The sequence below is a fragment of the Devosia sp. genome, assembly GCF_028290625.1.
Lineage (GTDB): Bacteria > Pseudomonadota > Alphaproteobacteria > Rhizobiales > Devosiaceae > Devosia.
In genome coordinates this window covers 182,424-201,396 of sequence record NZ_JAQGJM010000038.1, presented here as the reverse complement: position 1 = coordinate 201,396, position 18,973 = coordinate 182,424, and the positions used below count along the sequence as shown (strand labels likewise).

Genomic DNA, 18,973 nt, shown 5'->3' with positions numbered 1-18,973 from the left:
CGAAGACCCCAATAGGGATTTGCCTTTGCCGTGTTGCGGGATTGACGCGGCCCGCAAAGCCAACAATTCTCACCGCGCTCTATCGACGCCCCTGCCTCCCGACTAATGCCCAAAAAGGCCGTTTGCATGTCCCAAGACCTCATTATCCACACCGCCGCCCAATCGGGCGCGGGCGCAGCCCTGACCGTTATCTACGCCGCCGAGGGCGTTCCGCCTGTGGGCGCCGGTGCGACGATCTGGGCCGCCACGGGGTTGGATTGGCAGACGGTGGCCAATGCCGCTGGCTTCAAGGGCCGGCAGGGCCAGGCGCTGGATCTGCTGGCACCCAATGGCGTCGCGGCGTCGCGCCTCCTGGTGCTGGGCTCCGGCAAGGCCGGGGAGGGGGCTGCCCTCAATGCGTGGACCGATCGCGGCGGCTCGCTGCTTGGCAAGCTCGGCCCGATGCGCGCCGAAACCGTGGCCGTGATTCTCGACGGCGCCGGTGCGACCCCCGCCGCCGTCGCCGAACTTGCCGCGGGCCTCCGCCTGCGCCACTACAAGTTCGACAAATACAAATCCGCCAAGCCCGATGACGCCCCGGCCACGCTGACCATCACGCTCGTGGTCAATGACCAGCCTGCCGTCGATGCCGCCATTGCCGACCGCGCCGCCACCGTCGAGGGCACGCTGCTGGCCCGCGACTTGATCAACGAGCCCGCCAATGTGCTCGGCCCGCTCGAATTCGCCGCCAAGGCTTCCGAACTCGTCAAGCTCGGCGTCGAAGTGGAAATCCTCGAACCCGAGGAAATGCAGCGCCTCGGCATGAATTCGCTACTCTGCGTCGCTCAGGGTTCGTCCCGCCCGGCGCGCCTCGTGGTCATGCGCTGGCTCGGCGGTCAGTCGGGCGCGGCCCCGCTGGCCTTTGTCGGCAAGGGTGTCGTCTTCGACACAGGCGGCATTTCCATCAAGCCCGCCGGTTCGATGGAAGACATGAAGGGCGACATGGGCGGTGCGGCCGCCGTCACCGGCCTGATGCTGGCTCTGGCCAAGCGAAAAGCCCCCGTCAACGCCGTCGGCGTCATTGGCCTTGTTGAAAATATGCCCGATGCCAATGCGGTGCGTCCCGGCGATATCGTCAAGGCCATGAGCGGCACCACCATCGAGGTGATCAATACCGATGCCGAAGGCCGCCTCGTGCTGGCCGACGCGCTCTGGTACACGCAGGACCGCTTCAAGCCCCGCTTCATGATCAATCTCGCCACCCTCACCGGCGCCATCATCGTGGCGCTCGGTCATGACCATGGCGGGCTGTTTTCCAACAATGACGAGCTGTCGAGCCAATTGCTCAATGCGGGTCTTTCCGCCAACGAGAAGCTCTGGCGCATGCCGCTCGGGCCGGCCTATGACAAGATCATTGAATCGCGCTTCGCCGATATCAAGAACTCCGCCGGCCGCGCGGGTGGCTCCATCCTGGCTGCCCAGTTCCTGCAGCGCTTCGTCAACGGCGTGCCCTGGGCCCATCTGGATATCGCCGGCACAGCCTTTGGCACCAGCGCCAACGAGATCAACACCTCCTGGGCCTCCGGCTACGGCGTCGCGCTGCTCGATCGGCTGGTCAGGGACTATTATCAGGGCTAGGGCAGGGGAGGCATAGACCCGCCCCGTGCGACCACCCACGGAGGCTCCTCCCCACCGGGTCATTCCCGCGCAGGCGGGAACCTCCGTTTACTGGCCTTAGGAAGACAACAGATGTCCCCGCCTGCGCGGGGATGACCCCGCATTTGAGGCACGAGACGAAAATGGCTGACGTTCTCTTCTATCACCTCGAACAACGCCCCCTTGAGGCAGTCATCCCGCAATTGCTGGAAAAGACCCTGGAGCGCGGCTGGCGCGCCGTAATCGAAGTCGGCAGCACCGAGCGCGCCGAAGCGCTGGACGCGCATTTATGGACCTATCGCGACGACAGCTTCCTTGCCCATGGCCTGGCCGGAGAGGACACCGACCCGCTCCAGCCCATCCTGATCACGACCGCCAATGACAATCCCAACGGCGCCGCCGTCCGTTTCTTCATCGATCGCGCCGTGCCCCAGACCGCCGAGGGCTACCAGCGCATCGCCTATATGTTCTCTGGCCACGATCCGGACGCCGTCAGCGAAGCGCGCATCGCCTGGCGCAACCTGCTGCCCGGCAATACCTTGACCTACTGGCAGCAGGAGCCGGACGGCCGCTGGGTCAAGAAGGCCTGACGCCTACCAATATTGAGTCGTCGCTTCCTCGCTGTCATCGGTCTCGCTTGCCTCCTCATCACCTGTGGCCTCCTCATCACTGGTGGCTTCCTCGTCGCCTGTGGCCTCATCGCTCCCCGAGCCGATGATGTCGTTGACATAGAGGTCGTGCATATCGGCGGTCAGCGCGTAGCAATAGGTGATCTGCGCCTCGCTGTTGCTGTACCAGGCATTGGCTGTATCGCACTGGGTGCCCAGGAAGGTGATCGGCCGCGGCAGCACGAATTTAGCCGAGACTAGCGCCGCGGCGTTGTTCAGGATGGCGCGCGACTCCAGCTCGTCCTTGTACTGCTCGAATCCCGGCGCAGCGTCCTCGTAAACGACAGTGATCGGCTCGCCCACCGGTCCACCCTCGACAGCCAGGAACGGCTCCAGCAGTTTGCTCCAGGCCCGATCAGCATCCGAATAGGTGTAGGAGCACTGCTCCTGCCCGTCGGCATCCATGTTGAACCCGTCGGCGGTTTCCTTGAACGCCTCGGGCTGCGCACCCACCATCATGCAGACCATCGCATAGGCGCGCTGAATATCCAGGCTATGCGAGTCGTAATACATCAGGTCTTCTACCGTCGCCCGGTTGGCCTTGACCGCGTTGTAATACCAGCCGTCAGCGCTATCGACCAAGGCGTTCGCCGACTCCTCGAGATCGGACGTATCGTTGAGCATCAGGATGACGGCCAGCGCATCGGCAGCGTCTTCTTCCTTGCCCAGCACCGGCAGGTCCAGCTCGTTGACCAGCAGATGCCCGATCTCGTGATACATCGTGTACTCGGCATCGTGCAGGGCAAAGTCCATCGCGTCGGACTCCACCTGTTCCGCGTCATCCTGCGCGATGGCCGTGGCAGTCAACATGGCGCAACAAATCAACGCCGCCGCAGCGGTTCGTAGCAAGTCCATCCCTCAAGTCCCCGTATTTCTGGCCCGCGTAACGCGGAAATCTAGTTCTTTTGCGACACGCTCGTGCCGGTCGATGTCGGTGCGTTCTTCGATTTTCCGGTACCTGTAGCGCGCGGATCAGCCGAAACGTCGCTGGCGGGAATGTCGGCGGAATACAGGTCGATATAGTCCTGCATCAGCTCGTAGCAGAAGATCACTTCGTCATTGCTCGGATCGTAGAATGCATTCGCCTCGCCACAGCGCTCCGCATTGAACTTGAGCGGAGTGGAAATGCTGTAATTGGCGCGAACTTCCTCGGCCACCTGGTCGAATACCCCGCTGGCGCGAAAAGCGTCGGCCGCCGATTTCAGCTGCCCGCCCGCATCGTGATAAATGACGGTAACCTTGGTGCCGTGCCCATTCTTGCCGGCGCGCGAGCCGAGCAGACCCTCCAGGCTCCGGTTGATGGTGTAATAATCGTCGGCGCAGGTACCCTGCCGGTCGGTGTCGATGGCATATTCATTGGCGATCGGCTGGAACGCCGTTTCATTACTGCCCACCATCAGGCAGACGATCTGGAACGCCCTCTGCCGGTCGAGGCTATGATTGCCGTACAGGTCCTCATCTTCGATCGTCTCGTTATAGGCTTGGCCCGACAGCAGCCAGCCATAAGCCGCGTCCGCTAGCGCCTGGTCGGCCTCCGGCGTGCCTTTGCGCAGCAGCGTCCAGGTCGCCATGTTGTCGGCCGCGTCCTCTTCCTTGCCCAGCACGGGAAGGTTGAGCTGATGCACCAGCATGTGCCCGATTTCGTGATACAGCACGAATAGCGAATTATTGGCGGCGAAGCGGTTGATCGTGGCGCGTTGCGCCTTGCTGGTCGGCTGCGCAGCGACCGAACCGACACCCAGAATAACCGCGAGGAGAACGAGGACCAGGCGGATGCGTGACGCGCGCATGTACTGACTTTCGGTCGAAGCTGCTGAGTTCACCAAAGTGCAACGCGGCGTCACTGTCAACTCACGACGCGCCGCCAAGTTAATCGCCGCCGGGAGCCCAGTTCTTGTCGGCCAGTTCAAACCCCGAAAACTGAAATCCCGGTGCCACCGTACAGCCGACCAGCGTAAACGCCCCCGTGCTGACTGCCGCCTGCCAGGCCTGTTTGGGCACCACCACTTGCGGCCGCTCGCCGCCATCCAGGTCGGACCCCAGCATGTGCAGGTCGACGCTTTTGCCGTCCGAAATCCGCAGGGCCAGCGGCGCGCCGGCATAATAGTGCCACACCTCGACGGCATCGACCCGATGCCAGTGCGAGGCGTCACCAGCCTCCAGCAGATAATAGATCGCCGTCGACCGCGGCCTGCCGGCGCTCGCATCGCCGTCCACAAACGTCTCCGCATACCAGCCGCCCTCGGGATGGCGCTTCATCCCCAAGGTAAAGATCACGTCTTTGGCGGCGAGTTGCGTCATGCGCTCTCGGCACTCTCCAGATCAGCGCTCAACGCCAGCCAATGCTCTTCGGTGGTGTCCAGGTCAGCGCTAAACCGCGCCTTGTCCTTGCCCAGCGCGATCAACCGGTCGGCCGGCCCGTTGTAAATCTTCGGATCGTCCAACTGGTTCTGGATTTTCCCGATTTCCACCTTCAAACGGGCAATCTTGGTTTCCGCATCCTTAATGCTCGCCTTGATCGGGGCGATCGCTTCGCGTTTGGCAGCGGCCTCCTGCTTGGCTGCCTTGCGGTCTTCCTTGGACCCCTTGGGCTCCTTGCCACCCACGATATTGCGTTGATAGCTGTCGAGATCCTCGTCCAGCACCTTGATCGTGCCGCCCTCGGCGATCCACAGCGTATCGCAAGTCGCTTCCACCAGATGGCGATCGTGGCTGATGATCAGCACGGCACCTTCATAGTCATTGAGCGCATGCACCAGCGCGTCGCGGCTGTCGATATCGAGATGGTTGGTCGGCTCGTCGAGGATCATCATTCCCGGCCCGCTGAACGTAATCAGTCCCATCAGCAGCCGCGCCCGCTCGCCACCGGAGAGGTTCTTGGCCGGCGTGTCCATGCGCGATTTGGTCAGCCCCATCTGGCTCAAGCGCGAGCGGCGCTTGCTTTCCGGGTCCGTCGGCATCAGTTCGATCAAATGCTCGAACGGCGTCCATTCCGGCTTGAGCTTATCCATCTGGTGCTGCGCGAAATGCGCGATTTCCAGCTTCTTGCCCTTGTTGAACGTCCCGCCCAGCGGCTTGATATCGCCCGCCAGCAGCTTGGCGAAGGTCGACTTGCCGTTGCCGTTGACGCCGATCAGGGCGATGCGGTCTTCCGGGTCGATGCGCATATTGATATTGCGCAAAATGGTCTTGTCGCCATAGCCGGCCGAAACCCCGTCCAGCGAGATCATCGGCGTCGAGGCTTCCGCCTTAGGCTGCTGGAACGTGAACGGCGCCGAGAATTCGTCGAACATCGCCGCTGGTGGCTTCAGCTTTTCGATCATCTTCATGCGCGACTGGGCCTGCTTGGCCTTGGATGCCTTGGCCTTGAAGCGATCGACGAACTTCTGCAGATGCGCGACCTGGTCCAGCGCCTTGTCGCGGCTCTTGTTGTTCAGCTCCATCTGCATGCGGCGCGTCGTTTCGAACGTGTCGTAATTGCCTTTGTAGAAGGTCAGCTTCTTGTGCTCGAGATGGATGATCGAGGAGACCGACTTGTTCAGCAGGTCGCGGTCATGGCTGATCATGAACACGGTGTAGGGGTAGGTGGCGAGATACTTCTCCAGCCACAGCGTGCCTTCCAGATCCAGATAGTTGGTCGGCTCGTCGAGCAGCAGCAGGTCCGGCTGGCTGAACAGCACGCCGGCCAGCGCCACGCGCATGCGCCAGCCGCCCGATAGCTCGTGGGTCGGCCCGTTCTGCCGGTCATGCTCGAAGCCAAGGCCCTTCAGAATCGTCGACGCCCGCGCTTCAGCGGTATGCGCGTCGATATCGGCCAGCCGCATGTAGATTTCGCCGATCCGCTCCGGATCTGTCGCGGTCTCGGCCTCCGCCATCAGTGCGGTGCGCTCCTTGTCGGCGGCCATCACCACTTCCAGCACGCTCTCATTGCCGGCCGGCGCTTCCTGCGCCACCGCGCCGATACGCGCCTTCTTCACCAGCTCGATACCGCCCGCGTCGGGCTGCAGATGTTCCTGGATCAGATGGAACAGCGTGGTCTTGCCCGTACCGTTCTTGCCCACGAATCCGGTTTTGGAGCCGGTCGGCAGCGTCACCGAGGCACCGTCAAACAACTCGCGGCCCTGGATACGATAAATGAGATTATTGATGGTCAGCATGGCGACACGATCTGAAAACGAGGAAATGGGTCGAGGCGGCAGCGTCGAGACGCGCGCCAATGTCAGAGTGCTGGATAGAGTTAAGCCGGCTCGCTGGCAACCGGCTTTGCCGCATAGGTGCTGGCCGCAAGGCTTTCTAGCCGCTCGACACACCTTTGCCAAACCGCGATGCTATCCGCCAGTACCGATCAGAAGGAGGATTACATGGGTCGCGCCGCTCTTGCCGCAATTTTTGCCCTGACCGCCACCGCAGCCTTTGCCGATGGCCCCGTCACCCCAGATTTGCAGCCCTTCTCCGACGCCTCCGCCACCCGCACGGCGCCCGACGCGGTCCACCTGCAACTGACCTTCGACGGCGGCGCCTGTCAGGCCGCGGAGGCCCCACAGACTGGTGCGCTCACCGATGGTGCCCTCAGCGTCACCATCCCCACCAGCAAAACCGCTGAAATCTGCACCATGCAAATCGTCGCCATTCCGGTCGACGTGACGGTGCAGGTCCCGTCCGAGGCCACCGCCTTGCAGATCACGGTGTTGGGCGCCGATGGCCAGCCCCAATTCGGTGGCCGCGTCGATATTGGCGATTAAGCGCCTAATGCCGCCATCGCCCCGCCAATCGCCTCGCGCTCTGCGTCGGTGAAGTCCATTCGCGTCAGCGCCGCGTCGAGCAGGATCAGCATGCCGCCCTGGCGGGGCACGACGCCGAGCAACACCGTCTTCTTGCCCGCATAGCCCAGCACGAACGGCCGGCTCTTCCCTCTGAACGTGGTGTGGGCATTGGTGTATTTCTTCCCGTCCACGCTGTACTTGACCGCATAACTGGTCCCGAACAACCCGAAGAACAGCTTGCGCGCCATGCTCACCGTCGCCGCCAGCGGCACCAACTGCATCGGCTCCTTCAGCGACCGCTCGAAACGAGCACCGCGTGAGGCCTTTGTCAGTAGCGCCAGCCCCGCCGCCAGCAAGCCCAGCCCAACAGCCGCCGCCACGATGGCCCGGTTCCACAGCATGTCGAGCCCGAGGCTGAGCGTGGCCATGCTCGGGTGGCTGGCCGAACGCACGACGCTCACCTGATAATCGCCATTGGATGGATCGAGGAACAGGTAGTGCAGCGACGCCTGCACCTGCTTGCCCTTGATCTCATAGGCGATATCGGCGCCGCAGCTTTCCACGATCCCCCGATAGGTCGAGCATTCGCCATTGCGGATATCGGCCTCGGGCACCTCCACCGGGTCGGCCTGGATGATGAAGTCGCGCACCAGGTTTGGTCCCACCCAGATCGCTCCGCCCAGCAGCAGCGCAAACATCACCAGCGCCAGGACCACATTGCCCATGGGCGAACCGATTCCGCTTTTGGCAACGCGCAGCGGCCGCGTCGGAAAGGCGTTCAAGATACCATTCATGAAAGACTCGATCATTAGGAAGCTATGGAACGGCCATACGCATCCCATTGTCGGCGCGATCTTGGCAAGGCCGCCATCGAACACAAATTGCAGCTATCGCCGCGCTGGTGAGCCATGCGCAGCACCAGTCTTGCCTCTGTCAAACTCTGCCGCTACAAGGCCCCACACTTCCAAGAGCCGCTTCGAAATTCGCTCTGGGGAGTCAGATGCAGTGGTTTTCGAGAACCGGAGCTCAGCTTACGTTTGTACGTGAGCACCGGAAGCGCAGAAAACCGCTGCAGATGGCCGCCAGAGTAGAATTTCAAAAGGCTCACGGACCAATCCAAAATCAAGGACCAATTCAATGGCTCTCGAACGCACCTTTTCAATCCTGAAGCCCGACGTCGTCCGCCGCAATTTGATCGGCAAGGTTCTCGCCAAGTTCGAGGAAGCCGGTCTGCGCCCCGTCGCGCTCAAGAAGATCCACATGACCCGCGCTCAGGCCGAGGGTTTCTATGCCGTCCATAAGGATCGCCCCTTCTTCGGCGAACTGGTCGAGCAGATGATCGCCTCGCCCGTCGTTGTGCAGGTTCTGGAAGGCGAAGGCGCCATCCTCAAGAACCGTGAAGTCATGGGCGCCACCAACCCGGCTAACGCCGCTGACGGCACCATCCGCAAGGAATTCGCCATCTCGATCGGCGAAAACTCGGTTCACGGCTCGGACGCTCCCGAAACCGCTGCCGAAGAGATCAAGTTCTTCTTCACCAACGACGAAATCGTCGGCTAATGCCTGAGATCGTCGTCTTTGCCGTCGAAGGCCGGACTGCCGCTGAAAAGCGCGGACTGATGAAAGACATCACCGATGCGGTGGTGAAGAATTTCGGCACCGCTGCCGAGAACGTCACCGTCCAGATCGTTGAATCTCCCCGGGACAGCAAGTCCAAGGGCGGCGTTCCCTTCAGCGACCGTTAACCGGTCCGCTATCGCGACTTGGAAGGCCGCCCGCCGGGCGGCCTTTTTGCTTGTTTGTGCTATACTGCACCCAATCCAGAGCTCCTTCGCTGCCTCCCGACGACAAAGGGGAGGGCCGGGTAGGGGTTCTCACCCCACCTGAAAGATCTGCATTGTCACTTCCCGAGACTATCCTCGCCCCACTCGCCCGCGCTCTTGCCGCCAAGGGTTATGAAACCCTGACCGCCGTGCAGGAGGCCGTCATCGCCGATGACGCCGCCGGCCGCGATCTCCTTGTCTCCGCCCAGACCGGCTCCGGCAAGACCGTTGCCTTTGGCATGGCCATCGCCCCCACACTGCTGGGCGATGCCGAACGCTTCACCGAACTCGGCGCCCCCATGGCGCTGATCATCGCCCCGACCCGCGAACTCGCCCTGCAGGTGCAGCGCGAACTCGATTGGCTCTATGCCGAAGCCGGCGCCAAGACCGCGTCCTGCGTTGGCGGCATGGACATGCGCACCGAGCGCCGCGCGCTCGAACGCGGTGCCCACATCGTCGTCGGCACCCCGGGCCGCCTGCGTGACCACATCACCAAGGGCGTGCTCGATATGTCCGCCCTGCGCGCCGTCGTCCTCGACGAAGCCGACGAAATGCTCGACCTCGGCTTCCGCGAAGATCTCGAATTCATCCTCGACGCCGCTCCCGAGGACCGCCGCACACTGCTGTTCTCCGCGACCGTTCCCAAGCAGATCGCCCAACTGGCGAAAACCTTCCAGAACGACGCCCTGCGCATCTCGGCCACCAATTCCGCCGAACAGCATGCCGATATTGACTACAAGCTGATGCTGGTCCCCGCCGCCGAGCGCGAAAACGCCATCATCAACACGCTGCTCTATTTCGATAGCGCCAACACCCTGGTCTTCGCCTCCACCCGTGAAGGCGTCAAACACCTGTCCTCGCGCCTGCACAATCGCGGCTTCGACGTCGTCACCCTCTCGGGCGAGCTGAGCCAGACCGAACGCACCAACGCGCTGCAATCCATGCGCGACGGCCGCGCCCGCATCTGCGTCGCCACCGACGTGGCCGCGCGCGGCATCGATCTGCCGAACCTCGATCTCGTCATCCACGCCGACATGCCGACCAATCCCGATACGCTCCTGCATCGTTCGGGCCGCACCGGCCGGGCAGGGCGCAAGGGCACCTGCGTTCTGATCGTGCCGATGCACCGCCGCAATGCCGTCCAGCGCACCCTCAAGCTGGCCAAGCTCGACGTCACCAACATGGCGCCCCCGACCAGCGCCGATATCGATGCCCGCTACCGCGAGTCCATCCTGACCGACGTCGCCCTCACCGCCACCATCGGCGAAGAGGAGGCACCCTTCGTCGCCGAACTGCTGTCGCGCTACACCCCGGAGGCCATCGCTGCCGCCTACCTGCGCCAGCAGCTCGCCGCCCGCCCGACCCCCGAGGAAGTCACCGAGAATGCCGCTCCCGGCAAGCCCGGCGACAGCGATCCCCGCGTCCGTGAAAAGTTCGAAGGCGGCACCTGGTTCAAGGTCTCGGTCGGCCGCAAGCACAAGGCCGAGCCGCGCTGGCTGCTGCCCATGCTCTGCAAGGCCGGCAATGTCACCAAGGTCGCCATCGGCTCCATCCGCATTTTCGATACCGAGAGCCACTTCGAAGTCGCCGCCGGCAAGGCCGATGCCTTCGCTAAATCGGTCGAGAAAAACGGCTCCGGTGAACGCGGTGTCTTCATCACCGCCATCGACGGCCCCGGCGAACGCACCGAAGGCCGCACCCGTCCGCCTGCCGCCCAGCGCCGCCCCGAAGGCCCGATCGAACGCTACGACCCTGCCGCACCGCGTCCTGAACGCGCCGACCGCGCCCTGCGCTACGATCCGGCCGCCACCGACGGCGCCGTCCGCACCGATTTCGACCAGCCGCGTCCGGCTCGCGTCGAAACCGACAAGCCCCGCGCTCCGCGTGGCCCCAGTCCCAAGGATAAGGGCAAGCCAAAGTGGAGCGCCGACAAGGCCGCCGGTGCTGCTCCGAAAAAGGAAAAGGTCTTCAAGCCCAAGGACCACAAGGCAAAGCGCAAGCCGCAGGTCTAGGCAATCTCAGCCGGGTCCGCTCATCGCGGTCCCGGCGACTCCCGAATGGTCGCGCCGGCCATCACTTCACGCGGCAGCAGCCGCGCATTGATGGCCATGCGATCCCGCGTCGGATCGACCGCCGTCCAATGCGTCGTACATCCGCACACCGTGCAGAAGTGAAAACGGATGCGCTTGTCGCCCCACACATAGAATGAATTAGCCCCCGTCACCGTGACGTCCCTGGGGCTGTAATACGCCCAGAGCACGCCCCGCTTCTGGCAATGGTCACACTGGCAATCGTTGATGTCGGTGGGCGCATAAGCCGCCGTGATGCGTACCGCGCCGCAGTGGCAGCTTGCCTCCACCGCCATCACGCCACCCGCTTCTTCCTTGCGTGATAGGTCAGCGCCCGCGCAATCACATGCCGAAGCGCCGCCTCGTCCGGCTTCTCCCCAATCACCACCGCCCGCGTCCCCTGATACGCGAACGCCTCGGGATAAACCTCGCGATACCCATCCACCAGATTGGTCTGGCAATTCACATAAATCGCCGGCAGCCCGCTGGCCTTATCCACATCGATCCGCACCGTCGTCCCGCTGCCGCTCTGTTGGGTCAGGTAACTCACCTGACCCCATTTCAGCGTCTCCTCCAGCGCGCCCACTCCGGCCGTGTTGGCCGCGGTCTCGATGATCACGTCCCGCAACCGCAACAGCCGCTCACGCACTGCCGCCGGATAGCCCTCGAACACCGCCGCCACCGCCGCATCCATGGCGCTACTTCTTGGCTTTTGGCTCGGGCACCGAAATCCCGGTCACCGAACTCGCCAATCCATCCAGCGTTCCGCCACTCAATCCAAGCTCGGCCATCAGCGCATCGATCAACGGCGCCTGGCTGCGATATCTCAGCGCCGCCGCCACCGCCTGATCCGCCAACCCACCGCCGCCCGCACCCTCGCCGCCACCGCCGCCATTCTGGCTCGACCCATTCAGCCCATCGACATGCAGGATCTTGATCCCCTCGATATTCTGCATCGGCCTGACCGACTCTGCGATGATCGAGGGCAGGGCCTCGATCAGCCTGATCCGCACCTGCATCGCGATCTGCTCCGCGTTCAGCGTATTGCTCGCCTCGTTGACGCTGCGCTTGCCCTCGGCCTCCACCTTATAGATCGCCGCCAGCGCTCCGGCCCGCAGCATTTCGGAGTCCGCCGAGCCCTTGGCCGCCACGCGCACCTTCTCGGCGTCCGCCGTCGCCCCGATCCGCACCGCTCCGGCCCGATCCGTCGCTGCCGACTTCTCTGCTTCCGCCGCCACAGTGATCGAAATTGCCGCCTGCTCGGCCGCCTTGCGTGCATCGATCAGTTGGATGGCCTTCTGGCGCTCGGCGACTGCCGTCTCGCGGGCGGTCGTTACCTCTTCTTCCGCCGTCACCGCCAGCGCTCGAGCCTGGTCAGCCGCCGCATCGGCCACCGACTTTTCTTTGCTCTTGATCGCCACCGCGATATCGCGCGCTTGCTCGGCCAGCGCGATCTGCTTGGCCTTGTCGACCGCCGCTGCTTCCACCGCCAGCGCAGTCGCGATCTCCCGCTCCTGCACGATCTGGCTCGAGGCGATGTCGGATTCCCGCACCTGCTGCGCCGCCATAATCCGGGCCTGCTCCGACTCGCGCTCGCGATCCGATTGCTGCTGCTTGATCAGCGAGCCCTGTTCGGCCACGCGCGTCTGGATTTCGCGCTCCTGCTCCAGCCGGGCAAATTCCTGGTCGCGGTTGATCTGGTATTTTTGCGCTTGCGCATCGAAATTCTTGCGCTCGATCAGAACCTGCGTTTCCTGCTCGATATCGTTGCGCATCTTGCGCCGCTCTTCGATCGCCTGCGTCAGCTTCAATAGACCTTCTGCGTCGAACGCGTTGTCCGGATTGAAGAATTCGCGATTGGTCTGGTCCAACCCGGTCAGCGATACCGATTCCAGTTCCAACCCGTTCTTCAGAATGTCTTCCGAAACCGCCGCCTGCACCTTCTGCACGAAGTTCACCCGCTGCTCGTGCAACTCCTCCATGCCCATCTCGGCCGCCACCGCGCGCAGCGCATCGACGAACTTGCCTTCGACCAGTTCCTTGAGCGCACCCGGCTCCATCGTCCGCCGCCCCAGCGTCTGCGCCGCATTGGCGATCGATTCGATCACCGGCTGCACCCGAACATAGAATTCCGCCTGCACATCGACGCGCATCCGGTCCTTGGTGATCAGCGCCTGATCGGCTGCGCGCCGCACTTCCAGCCGCAGCGTGTTCATATTGACGGGGATCTGCTCATGCAGCACCGGAAACACCAGCGCGCCGCCATTCATGATCACCTTCTGCCCGCCAAACCCGGTGCGCACGAAGCTCACCTCCTTGGACGAGCGGCGATATAGCCGCGAAAAGATGATGCCGATGGCAAACAGCGCGATCAGGATAACCGCAAGCACGATCAGGATGTCGACGATGGAACTGGACATGTAGGCGATCTCCGGGGTCGGTAGGGCTGTTCGGTGGTCGTCTGAAGTGGTGGTGGCGCATTCTGCACCGGGAGTGTGTCGCCAGCATTTGGCGGCAGGGGTAATTTGACTTTCGCCATCAGGCCGCCGGTTTCAGCCGCGTGATCGCGCGATAGACGCTGCCCTCCTGGCGGATGATCACGACTTCGGAGCCCTCGGAAAACACCTGTTCGGCTTCCTCAGGCTCCACCAGCAGGTAATGCGTCTTGCCATGAATATCGCTGAGCTTGGCCTCGGCCGGCCGCCCGGCACTCGCCTGGCCGCGAAACACCGTGGCGATCCGCCCGACGAACGCCGCCGTGCTCACCGCGTCGCTTTCTTCCTTGGGCATGATCCGCCCGAGCAATCGCCCGCCATGCCGCGTCGCGAAAACCGCGCCAATCGCCGCCGGAATGCTGGCCAGCCACGGATCGAGCGTGAAGCCAAAACTCTGCCGCAGAAACTCCTGCAGCACGAACCCGATCAGCCCGAAACTGGCCGCCAGCAGGATCAGCACCACCAGCGCCGGCACCCGCCCGAAACTCAGCCAAGTCAGCGTCTGGCTCAACGGATTGAGCTCGAGATGGCCAATGTCCACATGCGGCACGTCCACATCGACATGCAAATCGGGCAGGGCGCTATCGATCGCAGAGGAGGGGTGGATTCCGATCAGCAGCCCGAGCATTTCGATCAGGGCAATCGCCAGCGTCAGCCCGATGGCCACGGCAAATGGCGCGGTCGCTGCTGCAAACACATCCATCGCCAGTCTCCCTCAAGCCCGGTCTGCCCCCCGACAGCATCGTATAGATGGAGGCGCATTCCGCCCCGGTCAAGTTGCCGGGGCAAATTGCTGCTGCATAACCCTTTTTACCTGATGAATACCGGTCCGGGCTTTGCTGTCGCATCGTCAAAACCGGGTCGCGCGGTCATGCAAATGGGGACCATCTGCTGGTCCCGACCACCTCTTCACAATCGTCCCGAGGGTGACTATCTACAGCTTGCCTGGACGGCCAGGCGTTTTCACTTCCTCGGGACGACCCGAAACCACGGAGCAATCCAATGGCCTGGGTCTATCTCGTTATCGCCGGCCTGTTTGAAATGGGCTGGGCGATCGGCCTCAAATATACCGACGGCTTCAGCCGCCTCACCCCCACAGTCCTCACCGTCGCCGCGATGATAATCAGCGTCGTGCTGCTCGGCATTGCCCTGCGCGACCTGCCCGTCGGCACCGGCTATGCCGTGTGGACCGGCATCGGCACGGTCGGCACCGCCATTCTTGGTATGATGCTGTTCGGCGATGCGGCCACGGTGGCGCGCCTGGTGTCGATCGGCCTGATCATCGCCGGCATCGGCGGCCTGAAACTGTTTTCTTGACAATGACTTAGCGCTGCCGCCGGACTCAATTCCGGCGGCGGTTGACTCATCACATGAGCCAGTTGAATCAAAACCTCCGCCACCAAGGTGTGACAAAAAAGTACGGGTTCCGCGCCATCTGCGCCGCTCCCGAAAATGTTAGTGGGCCGATTCAAAAAGTTTGTTAGCTTCCAGACTATTGGAATGCCGTGTTCGCGTCACCGGCCCTCATTTTTGGAGAGCAGATAGTGCCCTTGCGCTGGCAGGAAGTGGCTGTGCCACTGATCGTGATCGTTTCCCTTCTCATTCTCAAACATGTTCCGGCCCTCGATAGCCTGCCACTGGCACGCGCTGCCGGCGTTGTCGCTTTTGCCTATGCGGCGTTCCTGGCGCTGCGCATCGTGCAGTCCGAAGAGGCCATCCAGGTCGATGGCTGGGCCGAACTGCGCCCCTCCATGGTCGAATATTTCGCCTGCTACGGCGCGGCCGCCCTTGCAGTCGTGCTGATGTCGGCCATCATCGTCATCGGCGGCACCAGGGTGGTCCCGCCCGCCCACATGATCGCCACTTTCATCGCCTCGGTCAGCCTGGGCCTCGGGGCTGTCGCCATCGGGCTGGGCGGCCTGTTCGTCAAAGTGCGCTGGAACAATTCCGCCCTCGAACGCCAATCCGCCTTCGGCAAGACCACCACCATTGCCTGGTCCGACGTCCGCTCCGTCCGCCCCAACTGGCGCGGCATCACCATCGCGACCCACGATCGGCAAAAGGTGACGTTCTCGCAGTTCCACACCGGGGCCGCGCAATTGGCCAAGCACGCCGCAAATCGGGCGCGACGAAATGCCGAAACCGCGACCAAGGCGTTCGCGCTTTAACACTCGTCTCTCCTCCGACCACCCCCACCCAACCTCCCCCTCGAGGGGGAGGAGCCACACTGTGGCTGTGTCCCGATCCAGCCCAAACGAGTGGTGTCGTTCCTCCCCTTCAGGGGGAGGCTAGGTGGGGGTGCGGTTTAGCCCCAATCCTCACCCCCCATCACTCCCCTTCATCCCAGCCATCACCACAATCACATTTACCCCCACCGCCCCCTCGCGTACCTTGCACCAACAGCAAGCCCCGAGCCGCCTTCCATGAACAAACCTATCGTCGCCCGCATCGCCCGTTCGGTCTGCCCGCACGATTGCCCGTCGGCCTGCGCCCTCGATGTCGAAATCATCGATGACCACACCATCGGCCGCGTCCGTGGCGCCAAGGACGATCCCTACACCGCCGGCGTCATCTGCGAAAAAGTCGCCCGCTACGCCGAGCGCGTCCACCACCCCGATCGCCTGACCCAGCCCCTGCGCCGCGTCGGGCCCAAAGGCGCAGGGCAGTGGTCCCCCATCTCCTGGGACGACGCCCTCGACGAAATCGCCGCCAAGTTCACCCAGATCGAAGCCGAACACGGCGCCGAATCCATCTGGCCCTACTACTACGCCGGCACCATGGGCCACGTGCACCGTGACGGCATCGATCGCCTGCGCGCCGCCATGGGCTATTCCAACCAATACGACACCATCTGCACCGGCACCTCCTGGCCCGGCTATATTGCCGGCACCGGCATGCTGGGCGGCGTCAATCCCGAACAGATGGCCGAAAGCGACTGTGTCGTCATCTGGGGCACCAATGCGGTGCATACCCAGGTCAACGTCATGACCCACGCCATGCGCGCCAAAAAAGAGCGCAGCGCCAAGATCGTCGTCGTCGACATCTACCGTACCGCTACCATGGCCCAGGCCGATCTCGGCCTCATCGTCCGTCCCGGCACCGATGGCGCTCTGGCCGTGGCCGTCATGCACATCCTGCTGCGCGATAACCTCGCCGACCGCGCCTACATGGCCAAATACACCGATTTCGGCCCCGATTTCGAAGCCCATCTGGCGACCAAAACGCCCGAATGGGCGGCTGCCATCACCGGTCTCACCGTGGCCGACATCGAAACCTTCGCCCACCTCGTCGGGACCACGCCACGCACCTACTTCCGCCTCGGCTACGGCTTCACCCGCCAGCGCAACGGCGCCACCGCCATGCACGCGGCGCTCAGCATCCCCGCTATGACCGGCGCCTGGCAGCATCGCGGCGGCGGTGCATTCCATTCCAATTCCGGCACGTTCGCCCTGGACAAATCCCGCATCACCGGTCCCGACCTGCAAAAGGGCAATCCGCGCGAACTCGACATGTCCGAGATCGGCTCGATCCTGACCGGCGACGCCAAGGCGCTCAAGCATGGCGGCCCGGTCAAGGCGATGATCGTGCAAAACACCAATCCCGCCAGCGTCGCCCCCAACCAGAACCTCACCCGGCAAGGCTTTGCCCGCGAGGACCTGTTCCTCGTCGTACACGAGCAGTTCATGACCGAAACGGCCGAAATGGCCGATATCGTCCTGCCTGCCACCATGTTCCTCGAACACAACGATTATTACACCCGCGGCGGCCACACCCGCGTCCTCTACGGCCCCAAACTCATCGAACGCCCCGGCCAGACCTGGTCCAACCACGAAGTCATCAACGCCCTGGCCCTGCGCCTTGGCTTGGACGATGACATCTTCCGCACCAAGGACCGCGACGTCGTCGCCGAAACCTTCCGTCGCTCAAACTACGGCGACCTGGACGAAATCGAAAAGGTCGGCTTCGTCGACCGCGAACGCCCCGACGACATCGCCCGTTTTGCCACCGGCTTCGCCTGGCCCGACAAACGCTTCCGCTTCGCGCCAAACTGGCAGGGCACCGCCGACAAGAAGGGCTACCTCTGGACTTGCGATCCGGCTGACATGCCCCGCTTCGCCGACCACTGGGACATCATCGAAAACGCCACAACCGAGCACCCCTTTCGCCTCGCCACCAGCCCGGCGCGCGGCTTCCTCAATTCAAGCTTCAACCAGACCCCCGGCAGCCTCAAGCGCGAAGGCGAGCCCTCCGTCTTCATCCACCCCGACGATGCCGCCGCCAATGCCATCGCCGACGGCGACTATGTCACATTGGGCAACCATCGCGGCTCCGTCGACCTGATCGCCCGCATCTCCACCGGCATGTCCCTCGGCGTCCTCGTCGCCGAAGGCCTCCACCGCAACAAAGCCCACCGCCGCGGCCAAGGCATCAACACCCTCACCAGCGCCGCCCCGGCGCCACCGTTCGGCGGCGCATCGTTCCACGACGCCGCGGTGTGGCTCAGGAAGGCGGATTAGGGGAAGCGGAGCATCGCTGCCGCTTACCGCTCATTGCCCACCCGCACTCTCCCCGCACTCGACCTTCCCGCGGGCTTGACCCGTGGGCCACTCTCAGCCGACGCCAAACATCGTGGGTGGTGTGAGTGCCCCGCGGGTCAAGCCCGCGGGAAGGGGCGGTGGTTGGGACATATATCGCGCTCCAAGCGTGGAGAGAAACCTCCCCCTTGATTGGGGGGATGCTCTGAGTTTGCCCTACGCATAAGCCTTCCAGAAAAAATACCCCGTCATTCCGATCCCATAAACAATCACGCCCGCCCGGATCGCCTCCCTCGGAAACCGGTGCGCATTCCTTGCCGCCACATAGGAGCCCACCGTCACACCCACCATGGCGATCGAGCCATGATACCAGTCGATCGACCCGCTCAGCGCGAACCGCGCCACCGCCACGATCGCCACCACCGCGGCAATCCACATCTTGAGCCCGTTCATGGCGTGGATATCGCTCATCCCCGCTGTCGCCAGGAACGCCAGCGTCAAAATCCCCAAGCCCGCATTAAAGAACCCACCATAAATGCAAACTAGCGCCAAAAACGCCAGCAGCAGCATCGTGCCCAACGCCTTCATCCCGCGCCGCCCGCCACCGCGCTGTGCCATCCACGCATTGATCTGGTTGCCGAACGCAAACAGCACCACGGCGAACAGCATCAGCCACGGCACGATCACCGAAAACTGCGCATCCGACACCACCAGCAGCAGTTCGGCTCCCACATAGCCAAAAATCAGCGCCACGATGGAATAGACCACCAGCCGGTCCTTGTTGGCCCAGATCCCCGACCAATACCCCGCCGCCCCACTGACATAGCCGGGCAGGGCCGCATAGGTATTGGATGCGTTGGCGATCACCGGCGGCACCCCCACCGCCAATAGCGCCGGAAACACGATAAACGAGCCACCTCCGGCGAGCGAGTTCACCGCTCCCCCCAACAACCCCGCGATCAGCAACAGCAGTTCAGTCATCTCA

The 18,973-nt window shown here is 63.3% G+C and carries 19 protein-coding genes; 9 read left to right on the top strand and 10 right to left on the bottom strand.

Going from position 1 to position 18,973, the window contains the following annotated elements; translation table 11 throughout:
- Positions 1 to 126: 126 nt before the first annotated feature.
- Together JWR51_RS21985 and JWR51_RS21980 are read left to right on the top strand one after the other, a co-directional pair.
- Positions 127 to 1,617: a leucyl aminopeptidase gene (locus JWR51_RS21985; protein WP_299752830.1), complete on the top strand. Its 1,491-nt coding sequence runs from the start codon at positions 127 to 129 to the stop codon at positions 1,615 to 1,617.
- A 161-nt stretch (positions 1,618 to 1,778) separates the two neighbouring features.
- Positions 1,779 to 2,225: a DNA polymerase III subunit chi gene (locus JWR51_RS21980; protein WP_299752827.1), complete on the top strand. Its 447-nt coding sequence runs from the start codon at positions 1,779 to 1,781 to the stop codon at positions 2,223 to 2,225.
- Between the two features lie 3 nt (positions 2,226 to 2,228).
- On the opposite strand, the gene JWR51_RS21975 is transcribed toward JWR51_RS21980, so the two are convergent.
- The 4 genes from JWR51_RS21975 to JWR51_RS21960 form a co-directional block, all read right to left on the bottom strand.
- Positions 2,229 to 3,158: a DUF4344 domain-containing metallopeptidase gene (locus tag JWR51_RS21975; RefSeq protein WP_366525636.1), complete on the bottom strand. Its 930-nt coding sequence runs from the start codon at positions 3,156 to 3,158 to the stop codon at positions 2,229 to 2,231.
- A 41-nt stretch (positions 3,159 to 3,199) separates the two neighbouring features.
- Complete coding sequence (locus tag JWR51_RS21970) at positions 3,200 to 4,093, bottom strand: DUF4344 domain-containing metallopeptidase (protein WP_299752821.1); 894 nt, start codon at positions 4,091 to 4,093, stop codon at positions 3,200 to 3,202.
- 79 nt (positions 4,094 to 4,172) lie between these two features.
- Positions 4,173 to 4,604, bottom strand: a complete 432-nt coding sequence (locus JWR51_RS21965; protein WP_299752818.1) for a cupin domain-containing protein — start codon at positions 4,602 to 4,604, stop codon at positions 4,173 to 4,175.
- Positions 4,601 to 6,460: an ABC-F family ATP-binding cassette domain-containing protein gene (locus tag JWR51_RS21960; protein ID WP_299752815.1), complete on the bottom strand. Its 1,860-nt coding sequence runs from the start codon at positions 6,458 to 6,460 to the stop codon at positions 4,601 to 4,603. The genes JWR51_RS21965 and JWR51_RS21960 overlap by 4 nt, the downstream gene beginning before the upstream one ends.
- A 204-nt stretch (positions 6,461 to 6,664) precedes the next feature.
- Here JWR51_RS21960 and JWR51_RS21955 point away from each other — a divergent pair, with 204 nt between their 5' ends.
- Complete coding sequence (locus tag JWR51_RS21955) at positions 6,665 to 7,045, top strand: hypothetical protein (protein ID WP_299752812.1); 381 nt, start codon at positions 6,665 to 6,667, stop codon at positions 7,043 to 7,045.
- Here JWR51_RS21955 and JWR51_RS21950 read toward each other — a convergent pair.
- Positions 7,042 to 7,860 carry a hypothetical protein gene (locus JWR51_RS21950; RefSeq protein ID WP_299752809.1) on the bottom strand — a complete coding sequence of 273 codons (819 nt, stop codon included), beginning with the start codon at positions 7,858 to 7,860 and terminating at the stop codon, positions 7,042 to 7,044. The genes JWR51_RS21955 and JWR51_RS21950 overlap by 4 nt on opposite strands.
- Positions 7,861 to 8,203: 343 nt before the next feature.
- On the opposite strand from JWR51_RS21950, the gene ndk reads away from it, so the two are divergent.
- The 3 genes from ndk to JWR51_RS21935 all read left to right on the top strand — a co-directional run bounded on the left by ndk (position 8,204) and on the right by JWR51_RS21935 (position 10,901).
- Entirely contained in the window at positions 8,204 to 8,626 is a 423-nt protein-coding gene (ndk, locus tag JWR51_RS21945; RefSeq protein WP_299752807.1) for a nucleoside-diphosphate kinase, read from the top strand.
- Entirely contained in the window at positions 8,626 to 8,811 is a 186-nt protein-coding gene (locus tag JWR51_RS21940; protein WP_299752805.1) for a tautomerase family protein, read from the top strand. The genes ndk and JWR51_RS21940 overlap by 1 nt, the downstream gene beginning before the upstream one ends.
- 152 nt (positions 8,812 to 8,963) lie before the next feature.
- Positions 8,964 to 10,901 (top strand): DEAD/DEAH box helicase, encoded by a 1,938-nt coding sequence (locus tag JWR51_RS21935; RefSeq protein WP_299752803.1) that lies wholly within the window; start codon positions 8,964 to 8,966, stop codon positions 10,899 to 10,901.
- A gap of 20 nt (positions 10,902 to 10,921) precedes the next feature.
- Here JWR51_RS21935 and JWR51_RS21930 read toward each other — a convergent pair whose 3' ends face one another.
- The 4 genes from JWR51_RS21930 to JWR51_RS21915 form a co-directional block, all read right to left on the bottom strand.
- On the bottom strand, positions 10,922 to 11,254 hold the full coding sequence (locus tag JWR51_RS21930) for a GFA family protein (RefSeq protein WP_299752800.1): 333 nt from the start codon (positions 11,252 to 11,254) through the stop codon (positions 10,922 to 10,924).
- Entirely contained in the window at positions 11,254 to 11,652 is a 399-nt protein-coding gene (locus JWR51_RS21925) for a DUF1801 domain-containing protein (protein WP_299752797.1), read from the bottom strand. Before JWR51_RS21925 ends, JWR51_RS21930 begins: the two co-directional genes overlap by 1 nt.
- A 4-nt stretch (positions 11,653 to 11,656) precedes the next feature.
- Positions 11,657 to 13,378, bottom strand: a complete 1,722-nt coding sequence (locus JWR51_RS21920; RefSeq protein WP_299752794.1) for a flotillin domain-containing protein — start codon at positions 13,376 to 13,378, stop codon at positions 11,657 to 11,659.
- A 118-nt stretch (positions 13,379 to 13,496) separates the two neighbouring features.
- Complete coding sequence (locus JWR51_RS21915) at positions 13,497 to 14,156, bottom strand: YqiJ family protein (protein WP_299752790.1); 660 nt, start codon at positions 14,154 to 14,156, stop codon at positions 13,497 to 13,499.
- 299 nt (positions 14,157 to 14,455) lie between these two features.
- Between JWR51_RS21915 and sugE the strand changes: the two genes are divergently transcribed.
- The 3 genes from sugE (at position 14,456) to JWR51_RS21900 (ending at position 17,970) form a co-directional block, all read left to right on the top strand.
- Positions 14,456 to 14,770 (top strand): quaternary ammonium compound efflux SMR transporter SugE, encoded by a 315-nt coding sequence (gene sugE / locus JWR51_RS21910; protein ID WP_299752787.1) that lies wholly within the window; start codon positions 14,456 to 14,458, stop codon positions 14,768 to 14,770.
- 227 nt (positions 14,771 to 14,997) lie between these two features.
- Positions 14,998 to 15,621, top strand: a complete 624-nt coding sequence (locus tag JWR51_RS21905; RefSeq protein ID WP_299752784.1) for a hypothetical protein — start codon at positions 14,998 to 15,000, stop codon at positions 15,619 to 15,621.
- Between the two features lie 255 nt (positions 15,622 to 15,876).
- Entirely contained in the window at positions 15,877 to 17,970 is a 2,094-nt protein-coding gene (locus tag JWR51_RS21900) for a molybdopterin-dependent oxidoreductase (RefSeq protein WP_299752781.1), read from the top strand.
- A 234-nt stretch (positions 17,971 to 18,204) separates the two neighbouring features.
- On the opposite strand, the gene JWR51_RS21895 is transcribed toward JWR51_RS21900, so the two are convergent.
- Positions 18,205 to 18,969 carry a sulfite exporter TauE/SafE family protein gene (locus JWR51_RS21895; protein WP_299752778.1) on the bottom strand — a complete coding sequence of 255 codons (765 nt, stop codon included), beginning with the start codon at positions 18,967 to 18,969 and terminating at the stop codon, positions 18,205 to 18,207.
- Positions 18,970 to 18,973: the final 4 nt, after the last annotated feature.